This window comes from Microbacterium sp. LWH3-1.2 (assembly GCF_040675855.1).
GTDB lineage: Bacteria > Actinomycetota > Actinomycetes > Actinomycetales > Microbacteriaceae > Microbacterium.
This window is the reverse complement of record NZ_JBEGIK010000001.1, coordinates 465,615-479,852: the sequence shown is the minus strand read 5'-3', so window position 1 is coordinate 479,852 and position 14,238 is coordinate 465,615. Positions and strand designations below refer to the sequence as shown.

16 protein-coding genes and 1 riboswitch are annotated in these 14,238 nt (G+C 71.9%); of the genes, 11 read left to right on the top strand and 5 right to left on the bottom strand.

Going from position 1 to position 14,238, the window contains the following annotated elements:
• Nucleotides 1-762 carry an SDR family NAD(P)-dependent oxidoreductase gene (locus tag MRBLWH3_RS02265; protein WP_363428295.1) on the bottom strand — a complete coding sequence of 254 codons (762 nt, stop codon included), beginning with the start codon at nucleotides 760-762 and terminating at the stop codon, nucleotides 1-3.
• Nucleotides 759-1,619 carry a fumarylacetoacetate hydrolase family protein gene (locus MRBLWH3_RS02260; RefSeq protein WP_363428293.1) on the bottom strand — a complete coding sequence of 287 codons (861 nt, stop codon included), beginning with the start codon at nucleotides 1,617-1,619 and terminating at the stop codon, nucleotides 759-761. The genes MRBLWH3_RS02265 and MRBLWH3_RS02260 overlap by 4 nt, the downstream gene beginning before the upstream one ends.
• Nucleotides 1,620-1,753: 134 nt before the next feature.
• On the opposite strand from MRBLWH3_RS02260, the gene MRBLWH3_RS02255 reads away from it, so the two are divergent.
• Genes MRBLWH3_RS02255 through MRBLWH3_RS02245 form a run of 3 tightly spaced genes read left to right on the top strand, consistent with a single transcriptional unit; the run spans nucleotide 1,754 to nucleotide 4,440 of the window.
• On the top strand, nucleotides 1,754-3,049 hold the full coding sequence (locus MRBLWH3_RS02255; RefSeq protein WP_363428291.1) for an L-fuconate dehydratase: 1,296 nt from the start codon (nucleotides 1,754-1,756) through the stop codon (nucleotides 3,047-3,049).
• Nucleotides 3,036-4,013, top strand: coding sequence for an aldo/keto reductase (locus tag MRBLWH3_RS02250; RefSeq protein WP_363428289.1), 978 nt, complete (start codon nucleotides 3,036-3,038; stop codon nucleotides 4,011-4,013). The genes MRBLWH3_RS02255 and MRBLWH3_RS02250 overlap by 14 nt, the downstream gene beginning before the upstream one ends.
• 13 nt (nucleotides 4,014-4,026) lie before the next feature.
• Entirely contained in the window at nucleotides 4,027-4,440 is a 414-nt protein-coding gene (locus tag MRBLWH3_RS02245) for an RbsD/FucU family protein (protein WP_363428287.1), read from the top strand.
• Nucleotides 4,441-4,458: 18 nt separating this feature from the next.
• On the opposite strand, the gene MRBLWH3_RS02240 is transcribed toward MRBLWH3_RS02245, so the two are convergent.
• On the bottom strand, nucleotides 4,459-6,108 hold the full coding sequence (locus MRBLWH3_RS02240) for a D-alanyl-D-alanine carboxypeptidase family protein (protein ID WP_363428285.1): 1,650 nt from the start codon (nucleotides 6,106-6,108) through the stop codon (nucleotides 4,459-4,461).
• Nucleotides 6,109-6,145: 37 nt separating this feature from the next.
• Nucleotides 6,146-6,255: riboswitch (TPP riboswitch) on the top strand.
• On the opposite strand from MRBLWH3_RS02240, the gene MRBLWH3_RS02235 reads away from it, so the two are divergent.
• The 3 genes from MRBLWH3_RS02235 to MRBLWH3_RS02225 all read left to right on the top strand — a co-directional run bounded on the left by MRBLWH3_RS02235 (nucleotide 6,248) and on the right by MRBLWH3_RS02225 (nucleotide 9,166).
• Nucleotides 6,248-6,892 (top strand): ECF transporter S component, encoded by a 645-nt coding sequence (locus MRBLWH3_RS02235; protein ID WP_363428283.1) that lies wholly within the window; start codon nucleotides 6,248-6,250, stop codon nucleotides 6,890-6,892. Its footprint overlaps the riboswitch before it by 8 nt.
• A gap of 1 nt (nucleotide 6,893) precedes the next feature.
• Entirely contained in the window at nucleotides 6,894-8,369 is a 1,476-nt protein-coding gene (locus MRBLWH3_RS02230; RefSeq protein WP_363428281.1) for an ABC transporter ATP-binding protein, read from the top strand.
• A gap of 5 nt (nucleotides 8,370-8,374) precedes the next feature.
• Entirely contained in the window at nucleotides 8,375-9,166 is a 792-nt protein-coding gene (locus MRBLWH3_RS02225) for an energy-coupling factor transporter transmembrane component T family protein (protein ID WP_414685392.1), read from the top strand.
• 47 nt (nucleotides 9,167-9,213) lie between these two features.
• Here the strand turns inward: MRBLWH3_RS02225 and MRBLWH3_RS02220 are convergent, their stop codons facing one another.
• Nucleotides 9,214-9,720, bottom strand: coding sequence for an SRPBCC domain-containing protein (locus tag MRBLWH3_RS02220; protein WP_363428277.1), 507 nt, complete (start codon nucleotides 9,718-9,720; stop codon nucleotides 9,214-9,216).
• On the bottom strand, nucleotides 9,717-10,442 hold the full coding sequence (locus MRBLWH3_RS02215) for an aminoglycoside 3'-phosphotransferase (protein WP_363428275.1): 726 nt from the start codon (nucleotides 10,440-10,442) through the stop codon (nucleotides 9,717-9,719). The genes MRBLWH3_RS02220 and MRBLWH3_RS02215 overlap by 4 nt, the downstream gene beginning before the upstream one ends.
• Before the next feature lie 208 nt (nucleotides 10,443-10,650).
• Between MRBLWH3_RS02215 and MRBLWH3_RS02210 the strand changes: the two genes are divergently transcribed.
• The 5 genes from MRBLWH3_RS02210 to MRBLWH3_RS02190 all read left to right on the top strand — a co-directional run bounded on the left by MRBLWH3_RS02210 (nucleotide 10,651) and on the right by MRBLWH3_RS02190 (nucleotide 14,237).
• The gene (locus tag MRBLWH3_RS02210) at nucleotides 10,651-11,166 is read left to right on the top strand and encodes a hypothetical protein (RefSeq protein WP_363428273.1); all 516 of its coding nucleotides are present in this window, start codon (nucleotides 10,651-10,653) and stop codon (nucleotides 11,164-11,166) included.
• Nucleotides 11,167-11,283: 117 nt separating this feature from the next.
• Nucleotides 11,284-12,060, top strand: a complete 777-nt coding sequence (locus MRBLWH3_RS02205; protein ID WP_363428271.1) for an SDR family NAD(P)-dependent oxidoreductase — start codon at nucleotides 11,284-11,286, stop codon at nucleotides 12,058-12,060.
• Nucleotides 12,061-12,068: 8 nt separating this feature from the next.
• Nucleotides 12,069-12,845, top strand: coding sequence for an enoyl-CoA hydratase/isomerase family protein (locus tag MRBLWH3_RS02200; protein WP_363428269.1), 777 nt, complete (start codon nucleotides 12,069-12,071; stop codon nucleotides 12,843-12,845).
• A 28-nt stretch (nucleotides 12,846-12,873) separates the two neighbouring features.
• Nucleotides 12,874-13,713, top strand: a complete 840-nt coding sequence (locus tag MRBLWH3_RS02195; protein ID WP_363428267.1) for an SDR family oxidoreductase — start codon at nucleotides 12,874-12,876, stop codon at nucleotides 13,711-13,713.
• Nucleotides 13,714-13,850: 137 nt separating this feature from the next.
• Entirely contained in the window at nucleotides 13,851-14,237 is a 387-nt protein-coding gene (locus tag MRBLWH3_RS02190; RefSeq protein ID WP_363428265.1) for a VOC family protein, read from the top strand.
• The last annotated feature ends 1 nt before the right edge of the window (nucleotide 14,238 follow it).

The following is a 14,238-nucleotide window of genomic DNA, read 5'->3' as shown; positions in this document are numbered from 1 at the left end:
TCAGGAGCCGGCCGGGCGGAGGCGCAGCGGCGACATCCCGCCGTCGACCTCGATGTAGGTGCCGGTCGTGGAGCCCGACGACGGGCTCACGAGATAGAGCACCGCGCCGGCGACCTCGGCGGCCGACACGAGACGTCCGTGCGGCTGTCGCGCCTCGAGCGCGGCGCGCTCGGCAACGGGATCGGGGGCGCTCGCGAGCAGGCGGCCGATCCACGGGGTGTCGGCGGTGCCCGGATTGACGGCGTTGACGCGGATGCCTTCGCGCAGGTGGTCGGCGGCCATCGCGCGCGTCAGCGAGAGCACGGCGCCCTTCGACGCGCTGTAGAGCGCGCGCTGCGGCAGTCCCGCCGTGGCCGCGATCGAGGACATGTTGCAGATCGCGGCGGCCGGGGAGCGCCGCAGCCACGGCAGCGCCGCCGACGTGACGCGCGCGATGCCCGTGACGTTGATCGAGAACACGCGCGCCCACTCGTCGTCGTCGTTCGCGGCGATGTCGCCCTGTGCGCCGATGCCGGCGTTGTTGACGAGGATGTCGATGCGCCCGAACCGCTCACCGACCGCGGCGACGGCCCGGTCGACCGCGGCCCGGTCCGACACGTCCGCGGCGAACGCGACGAAGCGCGGGTCGGCGCCCGAGGGATCGAGGTCGAGCACCGCGACCTCGGCCCCCTCGTCCGCGAGTGCGGTCGCGATCGCCGCGCCGATGCCCGACGCCCCGCCCGTCACAACGGCGACGAGGCCGTCCAGCGGCCGGCCGCTCATCGGATCGCCTTCCACGCCACGAACTCCTGGCGCTGCGCGCCGAGCCCCTCGATGTCGATGTCGACCACGTCGCCCGGCTTCAGGTACGGGAACTTGCCGCCGAACGCCACGCCCTGCGGCGTGCCGGTGAGGATGAGGTCGCCGGGCTCGAGGGTGACGAACTGCGAGAGGTGGTGCACGATGGCGCGCACGTCGAAGATCATGTCGCTCGTGTTCGAGTCCTGACGGGGCTCGCCGTTGACGAAGCTCTTCAGGCGGAGATTCTGGGCGTCGACCTCGTCCGCCGTGACCAGCCACGGACCGGTCGGGTTGAAGCCGTGCGCGATCTTGCCCTTCGACCACTGCCCGCCCGAGACCTCGATCTGGAACGTGCGCTCCGACACGTCGTTGGCGACGACGTAGCCGGCGATGTGGGCGTCGGCTTCGTCGGGACTGTCGAGGTATGCGGCACGGCGGCCGATCACGACGCCGAGCTCGACCTCCCAGTCCGTCTTCTCGCTTCCGCGCGGGATCGTCACGGTGTCGTTCGGACCGACGACGGTGTTCGGGGTCTTGAGGAACAGGATCGGCACGGTCGGCGGTTCCGCACCCGACTCCCGAGCGTGCGCGGCGTAGTTCTGGCCGATGCAGATGACGGCGCTCGGCCGGGCGATGGGCGCGCCGATGCGCAGCTCGGCCGCGCCCACGAGCTCGGGGAGGAGCCCTTCGGCGATGGCGTCCGACGTCCGGCGGACGGGGTCGTCGGCGAGGAATCCGCCGTCGACATCGGATGTGAGCGGGCGCAGATCGAGGTATCGGTCTGCGTCGACGACGACGGGGATCTCACTGCCGGACTCGCCGAGGCGCGCGAACTTCATGGTTCTCCTGGATTTCTCGATGCGGGGTGGCGTCGATGCCGCCGCGTCCCGCGGGCGTGATTGACAGTATAGACATCCGATGTTTACACTTCGAGGGGTTCGACTCCACGAACCGCGAACCTGGAGAACGCCCCGTGAGCCGCATCGTCGCCTTCGAGACGACAGACATCCGATTCCCCACGTCCCTGAGCCTCGACGGCTCCGATGCGATGAACCTCGACCCCGACTACTCGGCCGCCTATCTCCGTATCGTGACGGACGCTTCGGACCGCGTTTCGGGACACGCCTTCGTGTTCACGATCGGGCGCGGAAACGACGTGCAGGTCGCTGCGCTCGATGCCCTCGCCGGACACCTCATCGGCCGCGAGATCGAGCCGCTCCTCGACGACATGGGCGCGATCAACCGGGAGCTCATCGGCGACTCGCAGCTGCGCTGGCTCGGCCCCGAGAAGGGCGTCATGCACATGGCGATCGGGGCGGTCGTCAACGCGCTGTGGGATATCAAGGCCAAGCGCGCCGGACTTCCGCTGTGGCAGCTGCTGTCGCGGATGAGCCCCGAGGAGCTCGTCGCCCTCGTCGACTTCCGCTACCTCACGAACGCCCTCACCCCCGACGACGCGCTCGCGATCCTCCGGGCCGCCGAGCCCGGTCGCGCCGAGCGCGAGCGCGTCCTTCTCGCCACCGGCTACCCGGCGTACACGACCAGCCCCGGCTGGCTCGGCTACTCCGACGAGAAGCTCGCGCGCCTGTGCCGCGAGGCGATCGCCGACGGCTTCGGTCAGATCAAGCTCAAGGTGGGTGCCGACCTCGACGACGACATCCGCCGGCTCCGCGTCGCCCGCGAGGTGTGCGGCCCCGACTTCCCGATCGCGATCGACGCGAACCAGCGGTGGGAGGTCTCGGAGGCCATCGAGTGGGTGAACGCTCTCGCCGAGTTCGACCCCGCGTGGATCGAGGAGCCCACGAGTCCCGACGACGTGCTCGGCCACGCCGAGATCGCGCGCGCCATCGCGCCGATGCGGGTCGCGACGGGCGAGCACGCCCAGAACCGGGTGATCTTCAAGCAGCTGCTGCAGGCCGGCGCGATCTCGGTGATGCAGATCGACGCGGCCCGCGTCGGCGGGGTCAACGAGAACATCGCGAACCTCCTGCTGGCTGCCAAGTACGGCGTGCCGGTGTGCCCTCACGCGGGCGGCGTCGGGCTCTGCGAGGCCGTGCAGCACCTGTCGATGTTCGACTTCGTGGCCGTCACCGGCACCCGCGAGGGCCGCATGATCGAGTACGTCGACCACCTGCACGAGCACTTCGTCGTGCCGACCGAGGTGCGCGGCGGCGTGTATGTGGCGCCGACCGCACCCGGCACCGGCATGGAGATGAAGGCGGCCAGCTGCGCCGAGTACGAGTACGGGACGACGGATGCTGCGGCCTGAGCGCGCCGCCCTCCAGAACCCCGCCCTGACCCGTCTCGGGTACGGTGCGGCGAACGTCGGCAACCTCTTCCGCGAACTCAGCGACGACCAGGCCTGGGCGATCCTGGACGCGGCGTGGGAGAGCGGCATCCGTTATTTCGACACCGCCCCGCACTACGGCCTCGGGCTGTCGGAGCAGCGCCTCGGCGCGTTCCTCAGGACCAAGCCACGCGATGAGTTCGTGATCTCGACGAAGGCGGGGCGTCTGCTGCGCCCCAACCCCGACGACGACGGCGGACTCGATCTCGCCGCCGACTTCCACGTGCCGACGACGCTGCGCCGCGAGTGGGACTTCTCCGAGGCGGGCGTGCGCGCGAGCCTCGAGGAATCGCAGGAGCGCCTCGGACTCGACCGCATCGACGTGCTCTACCTGCACGACCCGGAGCGGCACGACCTCGACCTGGCGCTGCGCGAGGCGTTCCCCGCGCTCGAGCAGCTGCGCGCCGAGGGCGCCGTCGACGCGATCGGGATCGGCTCGATGGTGAGCGAGGCGCTCGCCGCCGCCGTCGAGAGCGCCGATCTCGATCTCATCATGATCGCCGGCCGCTACACGCTGCTCGAGCAGCCGGCCGCCGATGCCGTGCTGCCGGCGTGTCACGAGCGCGGGACCGGGGTGGTCGCGGCATCCGTCTTCAACTCCGGACTGCTCGCGAAGGACGAGCCGTCCCGCGACGACCGGTACGAGTACGGGCGGATGCCGGAGCCGCTGTGGGAGCGCCTGCAGTCGATCCTCGCCGTGTGCCGCGCGCACGACGTGCCGCTGCCCGCCGCGGCCGTGCAGTTCCCGCTCCGCGACGCATCCGTGCGCTCGGTCGTCGTCGGCGGCAGCCGACCCGAGCAGTTGCGCCGGAACGCCGAGCTCATGGCGGTCGACATCCCCGCCGCCCTGTGGGACGACCTGGCCGCCGCGGGCCTCATCCGCTGACGAAGGGATCCTCATGCTCGAGGGCATCAACCCGCTGCTCACGGGGGAGTTGCTGCTCCACCTGGATCGCATGGGTCATTCCGACGCGGTCGTGATCGCCGACGCGCACTTCCCGGCGTGGGCGATCGGCGTGCGCGTCGTCGACCTTCCCGGCACGACGACCCCCGACGTGCTGGCGGCCGTGCGGAGCGTCGTGCCGCTCGACGACGCGCCCGCGCTCGACCTGATGACGTCGGCCGACGGAGAGGTGCTCGACGTGCAGCGCGAGCTCGCTGCCGCGGCAGGCGTCGACCTCCCGCGCTACATCGACAGGTTCGAGTACTACGAGGTCGCGAAGGCCGCGTACCTCGTCGTGCGCACGGGGGAGACCCGCACCTACGGGAATGCGCTGCTGCGCAAGGGCGTGGTCGGGCACCCGTCCGCCTGAGGGGGTCGCGGCCCCGCCTCAGCCGTTGAGGCCGAAGAGGTCCATCGGGTGCGTGAGGCGCCACCACGGCGACGGCTCGGTGATCTCGGCCGCGAGGGTCAGGTCGACGGTGGCCGCGTCGAGCGGTCCGGTCACGCTGAGCGAGCCGACGACTTCGCCGGCGTCGCGGCTGTCGCCCAGGTGGTAGGTGGTCGTGACGGTGCCGCTGCCACCGTTCCACAGGATCACCGACGCGTCGCCCGACGTGACGATGTCGACCTTGTCGCCCCACAGCGTCTCGACCTGACCGGCGACCGTGCTCGTTGTCACCGAGGGCTTGAGCTGCAGTTCCGACTCCATCTGCGCGTACAGCGCTCGGGACGCGGCGAGGCGTGCCTCGTCGTCGGACTGACCCAGCACCGATGCGTACAGGCGCACGGTCTTGTCGCCGATCATGACGTCCTTGGCCGAGAGCAGGTTCCAGGCGTCGAGCGTTCCGGTCTTGATGCCGACGACGCCCGGATCGGCGAGGAGACCGTTCGTGTTCTCGACCTTCCCCGCGCCCGGAAGATCCACGGACTGCTTCGCGACGATCTCGGCGATCACGGGGTGCGCCAGGGCCTTCTGCGCAAGCGTCACGAGGGCCTGGGGACTGGCCTCGTTACGCGGGTCCATGCCGGTGGGCTCGCGGACGGTGACGCCCGCAACGCCGTGGGCCGTGAGCCACGCGTTGGCGGCGGAGGCGTACACCGCGTCGGAGGGCCAGATGCCCTGGGCCAGGCGGTCGGCGTAGTTGTTCGCGGAGCCGACGAGCATGCCCTCGAGCATCTGGTACTCGGTGAGCGACCCCCCGACCGGGACGTCGAGCGCGGACTCGCCGCCCGAGCGGTACTGCCAGTAGCGCGAGCGGTCGGCCGACGAGAAGCGGTATTCCGGGCCCTGCTCGCCGACGGCGAGCGGCATCTCCTCCAGCACGACGAGCGCGGTCACCACCTTGGTGATGCTGGCGATCGCGGCGGGGTCGGCGGTCGAGGCGAGTGTTCCCGGGATGCCGGCGACGGCCTCCGCCGCGCTCCCCTCGGCGGGCCACGCGGGCGCGGCGGCGGGCGCCGCGATCGGCTGCACCTGGATCGCGGTCACCGTGGGGGCGACGGCGTGCAGAGGCCACAGCAGCATCGTCGCCGCGTACGCGCCGACGACGGCCGCGATCGCGAGCGTCGGCACGACGACGGCGGCCCGCAGGGGCGAGCGCCGGGGGGCGTCGGCGAGGAGATCGGCGTCGACCGTCACGTACGGCGTCGCCGCCGCGGTCAGGTCGACGGGCGCCGCGACGCGTTCGACGACGGTCTCGTCGACCCAGGCGAGCGCCGTGCGACCGTTCGGGGCGCCGGCTGCCGTCGTGGCGGTGGTGACGGTCGGGAGCGAGAGGCCGGAGGGGTCGACAACCTCCGTCGGGTTCCATGTCGCGACCGAGGGCACATCGGCGACGGGCACGGTCGCGATCGTCGGAGCGACCGGGGTCACATCGACCGGAGCCGTGCTCGTGGGCGGGGACACGGCATCCGTCTCACCCGTCTGCATCGTGAGGACGCCGACCTCAGGGACCTCTTCGGGACCCGGCGTCGGAACGGCACCGGTCTGCACGCGGCGCGCGCGACGCGTGGGCGCAGGGGTGTCGTCCGATGTCACCCACCCAAAATACCTGCTGAACCGGCGGTATACTCGTCGCCACAACCACGGGAGTCCGGTGAGTCGGGCTGAGAGGAAGCGACCCACGCTTCGACCGTCGAACCTGATCCGGATCATGCCGGCGCAGGGAGGAGATCACATGCACGCGTCCACGTCCGCATCCACCCCCGTTGCGGGCCGTTCGCAGGGCCCGCGCAGCCTGCGCTGGCGGGTCGTCGACATCGTCGTCGCCGCGGTGCTCGGTGTCGCGATCGGCCTCGTCTTCTGGGCCTGGAACACCGTCGGCTACGCCTGGTTCATCGCGATGGACGGCCTCACGCCGGGTCTCGGCGGCATCGCGGTCGGCATCTGGCTCATCGGCGGCGTCATCGGCGGCCTCGTCATCCGCAAGCCCGGCGCGGCGCTCCTGGTCGAGGTGATCGCCGCGATCGTGTCGATGCTCATCGGCAACGTGTGGGGTGTGTCGACTCTGCTGTCGGGACTGGTTCAGGGCCTCGGCGCCGAGCTGATCTTCGCGATCTTCCTGTACCGCCGCTTCACTCTTCCCGTCGCGATGCTCGCCGGTGCGGGCGCCGCTGTCGGCGCGTGGGTGTTCGAGCTCTTCTACGGCAGCTCGCCCAACATCCTGAAGACCCTCGAGTTCAACGTCATCTATCTGGTGTCGCTGGTCGTGTCGGGGGCACTGCTCGCGGGCGTCGTCGGCTGGTTCGCCGTGCGCGGGCTCGCGGCGACCGGAGCGCTGGGCCGTTTCGCCGTCGGACGCGAAGCGCGCCGCGAGGTCTGACGTGTCGGCGACCCGCCCGGCTCGCATCACGGCGGCGGGCTGGGGCTGGCGGTACGGCGGACGGCGGGCTCCCGCCGTCCGCGATGTCTCGTTCGCGATCGAGCCCGGCCAGCGCGTGCTCCTGCTGGGCGCGTCGGGCGCGGGCAAGTCCACGCTCCTCGCCGGGATGGCCGGCCTCCTCGGCGGCGCCGACGAGGGCGAAGAGACCGGCACGCTCCTCATCGACGGCGAGCGCGCGGAGACCCACCGTGGCCGCGTCGGGCTCGTGCTGCAAGACCCCGACTCGGGCGTCGTACTGTCGAAGGTCGGCGATGACGTGGCCTTCGGCTGCGAGAACCTCGGCGTGCCGGCATCCGAGATCCCTTCCCGCGTGGCCGAAGCGCTCGACGCCGTCGGGCTCGACGTGCCCGTCGTCCGCGCGACGAAGGCGCTCTCGGGCGGGCAGAAGCAGCGACTCGCCCTCGCCGGCGTCCTGGCGATGCGGCCCGGCGTGCTGCTGCTCGACGAGCCCACCGCCAATCTCGATCCGGACGGTGTCCGCGAGGTGCGCGACGCCGTCGAGCGCGCGGTGCGCGAGACCGGCGCCACCCTCGTCGTGATCGAGCACCGGACCGCCGTGTGGGCCGACCTGATGGACCGCGTCATCGTGGTCGGCGCTGACGGCGGGCTCCTCGCCGACGGCACGCCGGCCGAGGTGTTCGCGCGCCACGGTGCCACGCTCGCCGCCGCGGGGGTGTGGGTGCCGGGCCATCCGGTCGATCTGCCCGTGCTCGCCGCAGCCCCGGCGGAGGCGCCGACGGCGGTGGCAGCATCCGCTCTCTCGATCTCCCGTGACGGCCGCACGATCGTGCGCGCGGGGCTCGACCTCGCCGTCCCGCGGGCCGCGGCGACGGTGATCACCGGGCCGAACGGCGCCGGAAAGTCGACGCTCGCGCTGACGCTCGCGGGGCTGCTGCCCGAGGCGGCGGGTCGCGTCGAGTGCGCACCCGAGCTGGCAGGACGCTCTGGGCGACGCCCCTCGAGATGGACGTCGCGCGAGCTGCTCACGCGCATCGGCACCGTGTTCCAGGAACCCGAGCACCAGTTCCTCGCCCCGACCGTGCGCGACGAGCTCGCGATCGGACCGCGATCGCGGGGCGTCGATGCGGCCGCGGTCGACGAGATCGTCGGAGAGCTCCTCGAACGGCTGCACCTCGCGCCCCTCGCCGCCGCGAACCCGTTCACGCTGTCGGGTGGCCAGAAGCGCCGGCTGTCGGTGGCGACCGTGCTCGCCGACGCGCCACCGGTCATCGTGCTCGACGAGCCGACCTTCGGACAGGACCGTCGCGGGTGGATCGAGCTCGTGCAGCTGCTGCAGTCCGAGATCGCGGCGGGCACGACGGTCGTCGCCGTCACCCACGACGAGGACGTGCTGCGTCATCTCGGTGGCCACCGCATCGAGCTCGGCGCTCCCGTGCATGCGGGGGCGCCATCGTGACCGCCATCGACACGCGCGCCGTCGAGGCCCCGGCGCCTTCCCCCGCCTGGCTCGACGGGGTGAACCCCGTCACCAAGATCGTGCTCGCGCTGCTGCTGTCGGTGCCCCTCTTCGCCTCGATCGACGCCACCAGCGCCCTCGTGGCGATCGTGCTCCAGCTCGCCTGCATCCCGCTGACCGGCTTGGCGGCCGTGACGGTGCTGAAACGGATGCTGCCGATCCTGGTCTTCGCGCCGGTCGCGGGTGTGAGCATGCTGCTGTACGCGGAACCGGGCGGCACCGTGTACTGGTCGTTCTGGTACGCGACGATCAGCGACGACTCGATCGCGCTGGCCGTCGCGGTGTGCCTGCGAGTGCTCGCGCTCGCACTGCCGACGATCCTGCTCTTCGGTCGCACCGATCCCACCGAACTCGCCGAGGCGCTCGCACAGGTCGCGAAGCTGCCCTCGCGGTTCGTGCTCGGCGTGCTCGCGGGCACCCGCACGCTGGGGCTCTTCCTCGACGACTGGCGCAGCATGAGCCTCGCGCGTCGCGCGCGCGGCGTCGGCGACTCGGGCGCCATCCGCCGGTTCTTCTCGATGGCGTTCGTGCTGCTCGTGTTCGCGGTGCGTCGCGGCACCAAGCTCGCGATGGCGATGGAGGCGCGCGGCTTCGGCTCCGGCATCCCGCGCACGTGGGCGCGCCCGTCGCGCCTGCACCCGCGCGACGCGGTGGCGCTGCTCGGCGGCACCGTGATCATGGCGTTGGCGATCGGCGCCGCGGTGGCCGCGGGCACCTTCCGCTTCGTCTGGTCGTGAGCCTCCCGGCGACCGAAGTCGCGCGGGCGTGATCCCAGGGCCCGAGGTCAGCCGCCGGCCACCAGCCGCTCGTAGCCGGGCTGGAGCGCGGGGAAGTAATCGTCCCACTTGACCGTTGCGACCTCGACGCCGGCCTGGGCGGCCACCAGTCGATCGAGGTAGTACTCCCAGCCCGGCCCGATCGAGCCGACCTCGTCCTCAGGGTTGAGTCGCTGGCCGAAGGTGAGCACCGTGTCTCCGTGCTCGTCCGAGGCGAGCTCGAACCAGAGGTGCCACGCACCCGACCCGGCCGAGGTGTCGCCGGCGAAGCGCCGGGGGCGGTCGCACTCGAGGATCGTGTACTCCTCGGCCGCGGCATCCGGATCCTCCGCCGTCATGTAGAACGTGACGTGCCCGCTCGCTGGATCGCCCTCCCAGCGGCCGATCCAGCGCTCGAGCCGCGCCGAGTCGGTGAGCTCGCGCCACACCTCGTCGGCCGTCGCGCGGAAGCGTCGCAGGATCACGAGGTTGGGCTTGCCGTCGATGTCGCAGACGTTGCCGGTGATGTCGGTCATGTCGCGTTCCAGAGCTCCCGGTAGTACGACAGGCGCTCGCGATCGGGTTCGACCCCGTACGCCTCGATGAGGGCGTCCTCCCATCCCTCGCCATAGTTCCACGCCGTCGACATCGACGCCACGGCGATGTCGGCCCAGCGGTCGCCGACGCCCAGAGCCCCGAGGTCGACGTGCCCGCTCCACCGGCCGTCGCGGCCGATCAGGGTGTTGGGGCAGCAGGCGTCGCCATGGCACACGACGAGCCGGTCGATCGGCGGCGCGTCGCGCAACGCCTCGGGAAGACGGATGCCGCGTCCCGCCGCGTTCGCGATCCGCGCGGGCACGCGCCAGTCGAACGGGCAGTCATCGACCGGCAGCGCGTCGTGCAGGGCGCGCAGACCCTGGCCGACGACGCGGACGGCGGTGGCGGCATCCGCGATCCATCGCGGATCGACCGCCGACAGCCCGGGGAGGGCCGCCGTGACCAGCCATTCGTGGCCCTCGTCGCCCCCGGCTTCGAGAACCTGCGGCACGGGGGTGTAGGCCGCCGCCCACCGCAGGCGCTCGGCCTCGCCGTCGAACGACGTCTCGTCGTTGCGCGGACCGTACTTGACGTAGCGGCCGTCGGCGGTGCGGAACGTCATGCCGCCGAGCTCGTTGACCCACACCGGGGTGAGCTGCGCGCCGCGCGCGAGCCGCGCGACGGTCTCGGGGACCTCGACGTCTTCGAGCGGAATCGTCACCTGCCCATCCTCTCGTGAACTCCGGGCCGGGGTCAGGATTCGAGGGCCTCGCGGAGGAGGACAGCGTGGTCGCGGGTGTGGTCGTGGACCGGGTGCAGCAGTACCACGCCCGGGGCGGGCCCGTCGTACACGCGCGTGAGGCGGATCTCCCTGCGCCCATCCGACCCGGCGGCCCGCCCGCGCGCCGCCGGCATGGTGGGATGGAGACATGGACACCGCACGCGTCACCCGGCGCCGAGGCCCCCTGAGCGCGCTGGAGGGCCCGTCGCCCGCGATCGCGATCGGCGACGTCGCCGCCCGGCATGTGAGGCTCATGCCCGATGGCCTGGCCCGGCACATCGGCGAGCGGGCGTCGGAGTTCGTGATGTGGGCGCAGGTGCACACCGTCACGGTGGATCCGCCGTCGACCCGCTTTCCGTACCCGGCGCTCGGCGACACGGCCGTGGCGCTCCTGGGCGGGTCGCTCGGCGGCCTCGAGATGGGTGAGACGGCAGAGACCCCGACCTTCGTCGTCGCCGTCGCGACCCTCGACGGCGAGCGGCGCGAGTGGCGCGCCACGCAGCACTATCTCTCGGGCTACCGACGCGCGGACGCGCAGGCGACCACGCGGCTCGTCGAGTATCTCGTCGCGCGCGGGGAGGCACGCCTGCTGCTCGGCCGGCCCGCCGAGCTGCTCGACCGCGTCGCCGCGCTCCTGCGCCCCGCCCCGAGGATCGGGCCGTGACGGCCGAAACCCCGGCCGGTTAGCCTGGGGCACGCATACCGCGCGGTGCGCGGTGGGACTGAGTCCCGCGTATGCTGATACGCGGTTCCGCAGAATCCGGACTTCGAAGGAGAATCCATGGACGTCACGGGCACCTCCGCTCTCGTCACCGGTGGTGCGAGCGGACTCGGCCTGGCCACGGCCCGGCGACTCGCCGCCGCGGGCGCGACCGTCACGATCCTCGACCTGCCGAGCTCGGCGGGCGCCGAGGTCGCTGCAGAGCTCGGGGGATCGTTCGCGCCGGCGGACGTCACGAGCCCGGAACAGGTGGCAGCCGCGGTCGCGACGGCCGCAGCATCCGGCCCTCTGCGCGTCGTCGTGAACTGCGCCGGCATCGCCCCGCCGGCCAAGGTGCTCGATCGCCAGGGCAACCCGTCGCCGCTCGAGGGCTTCGAGCGGATCATCCGCGTGAACCTCATCGGCACGTACAACGTCATCTCGCAGGCCTCGGCGGCCATCGCGAAGACCGAGCCCACCGCCGACGGCGACGGTGCGTCCGGCGAGAGGGGCGTCATCGTGAACACCGCGAGCGTCGCCGCCTTCGACGGCCAGATCGGGCAGCCCGCGTATTCGGCGTCGAAGGGCGGCGTGCACGCCATGACCCTGCCGATCGCCCGCGAGCTCGCGCGGTACGGCATCCGCGTCGTGACGATCGCCCCGGGCATCATGGAGACCCCCATGCTGATGGGCCTGCCGCAGGCCGCACAGGACTCCCTCGGCGAGCAGGTGCCGTACCCGCAGCGCCTCGGCAAGCCCGACGAGTACGCACGCCTGGTGATGTCCATCGTCGACAACGGCTACCTCAACGGCGAGACCATCCGCCTCGACGGCGCCATCCGCATGGCGCCGAAGTAAGGAGAAACGTGAGCGACTCGATCCTCGTCACCCGCGACGGCGCCCTGGCGCGCGTGACCTTCAACCGGCCGGCGTTCCTGAACGCGATGGGCTTCGAGATGGGCGCCCGCTGGCGTGCCGTCGCCCACGAGCTCACCGCCGACTCGTCCGTGGGGGCCATCATCCTGGATGCCGCGGGCCCGGCCTTCTGCGCCGGCGGCGACGTGCACGAGATGGCGACGTCCGGGGCGTCGGGTGCGGAGGTCACCGGCGCCGCGCACACGATCCACGACGGCATCCGGACGTTCGTCGAGTCGGACAAGCCCATCGTCGCCGCGGTCCAGGGCGCGGTCGCGGGCGGCGGGCTGGGTCTCATGCTCACCGCCGACTACGTCGTCGCGTCGGAGCAGTCCAAGTTCGTGAGCAAGTACGCCAACATCGGGCTCACGCCCGACCTCGGCGTCTCGACGCTTCTGCCCGCGGCCGTCGGCCAGCGCCGAGCGCTGCAGCTGCTCCTGCAGGACCTCACGATCGACGCCCCCACAGCACTCGACTGGGGCCTGGTGACCGAAGTCGTGCCCGCGGCCGACGTCGCCGCGCGCGCCGAGGCGGTGGCGCGGTTCTGGCTCGACAACGCCACCGGCGCTTTCGGGCAGGCCAAGCGCCTCGTCCGCACGGGCGCCGGGCGCCCGTTCGCCGAGAACCTCGACGACGAGGCCCGCTCGATCGGCGCGCGCTTCGACACCGACGAGGCCAAGACACGCGTCGCGGCCTTCGCCGCAGCATCCGCCAAGTCCCGATCCTGACCCGATCCTGACCCGAGGAGACCCCGAGATGAGCGACAAGCCCCTCGCCGGCAAGACGATCCTGATGTCGGGCGGCAGCCGCGGCATCGGCCTCGCGATCGCGCTGCGCGCGGCGCGCGACGGCGCCAACATCGCACTGCTGGCCAAGACCGACACCCCGCACCCCAAGCTCGAGGGGACCGTGCACTCGGCGGCCGAAGAGATCCGCGCCGCCGGAGGACACGCGCTGCCGATCGTCGGCGACGTGCGCAACGACGACGACGTCACCGAGGCCGTGCTCAAGACGCAGGGCGAGTTCGGCGGCATCGACATCGTGGTGAACAACGCGTCCGTCATCGACCTGTCGCGCTCGCTCGACCTCGACGCCAAGAAGTACGACCTCATGCAGGACGTCAACGTGCGCGGGACGTTCATGCTCTCGCGCGCGGCGGTGCCGATCCTGAGGGAGGCGGCGAACCCGCACATCCTCTCGCTCTCGCCGCCGCTCAACCTCTCGCCGAAGTGGCTCGGCGGACACACGGGGTACACGCTCGCGAAGTACGGAATGACGATGGCGACGCTGGGGATCGCGGCGGAGTTCGCCGACGCCGGCATCGCCGCGAACACGCTGTGGCCGCGCACCACCATCGCGACCGCCGCCGTGCAGTTCGCCCTCGGCGGCGACCGCATGATGAAGGTCAGCCGCACGCCCGAGATCTACGCCGACGCCGCCCACGAGATCTTCACCAAGCCGTCGCGCGAGTACACCGGGCAGACCCTCATCGTCGAGGACGTGCTCGAGGCCGCGGGCGTGACCGACTTCTCGGGCTACGCCGCTGTGCCGGGCACGCCGGACGAGGCGCTGTTCCCCGACATCTTCCTGGACTGAGCTCGCCCGCGGACCTCCGGCCTCGCCGAGACCGGGGATCCGCCGCGAAGCCGGCGACGTCGTCCTCGGTCTCGGCGAGATCCCCTTGTCTCGCCGCGGCACTACCTCGTCCGGGCGCGCGGACGTAGGGTGGGCGCATGGCGGTGCGGAGCCTGTTCCCCATCCTGCTGGCGCGCGAACTCCCCGAGCTCGTGCGTTTCTACGAGCGGGCGCTCGGCGGGGTCGTCGACTACCGGTTCCCCGACGAGCACGGCGCCGACGCCTACGTGTCGCTCAAGATCGACGGGGTGTCCCTCGGCATCGGCCGCGACGACGACGCGCTGCCGCCCGGTGCGGGCGAACGGGTCGGCCTCTGGTTCTACGTCGACGACGTCGACCGCACGTTCTCGGCCTGGGTGGCCGCCGGCGGCCACCCGATCCAAGCGCCTGCCGACATGCCCTGGGGCGAGCGCATCGCCCAGGTGCGCGACCCCGCCGGCAACCTCGTGAACCTCGGCGCGGAGGCATCCGCCGCCCGGAGCTGAC

Coding starts and splice junctions, on each gene's coding strand:
- MRBLWH3_RS02265 (WP_363428295.1), bottom strand. CDS start 762: ATGAGCGGCCGGCCGCTGGACGGCCTCGTCGCCGTTGTGACGGGCGGG.
- MRBLWH3_RS02260 (WP_363428293.1), bottom strand. CDS start 1,619: ATGAAGTTCGCGCGCCTCGGCGAGTCCGGCAGTGAGATCCCCGTCGTC.
- MRBLWH3_RS02250 (WP_363428289.1), top strand. CDS start 3,036: ATGCTGCGGCCTGAGCGCGCCGCCCTCCAGAACCCCGCCCTGACCCGT.
- MRBLWH3_RS02245 (WP_363428287.1), top strand. CDS start 4,027: ATGCTCGAGGGCATCAACCCGCTGCTCACGGGGGAGTTGCTGCTCCAC.
- MRBLWH3_RS02235 (WP_363428283.1), top strand. CDS start 6,248: ATGCACGCGTCCACGTCCGCATCCACCCCCGTTGCGGGCCGTTCGCAG.
- MRBLWH3_RS02220 (WP_363428277.1), bottom strand. CDS start 9,720: ATGACCGACATCACCGGCAACGTCTGCGACATCGACGGCAAGCCCAAC.
- MRBLWH3_RS02210 (WP_363428273.1), top strand. CDS start 10,651: ATGGACACCGCACGCGTCACCCGGCGCCGAGGCCCCCTGAGCGCGCTG.
- MRBLWH3_RS02205 (WP_363428271.1), top strand. CDS start 11,284: ATGGACGTCACGGGCACCTCCGCTCTCGTCACCGGTGGTGCGAGCGGA.
- MRBLWH3_RS02195 (WP_363428267.1), top strand. CDS start 12,874: ATGAGCGACAAGCCCCTCGCCGGCAAGACGATCCTGATGTCGGGCGGC.
- MRBLWH3_RS02190 (WP_363428265.1), top strand. CDS start 13,851: ATGGCGGTGCGGAGCCTGTTCCCCATCCTGCTGGCGCGCGAACTCCCC.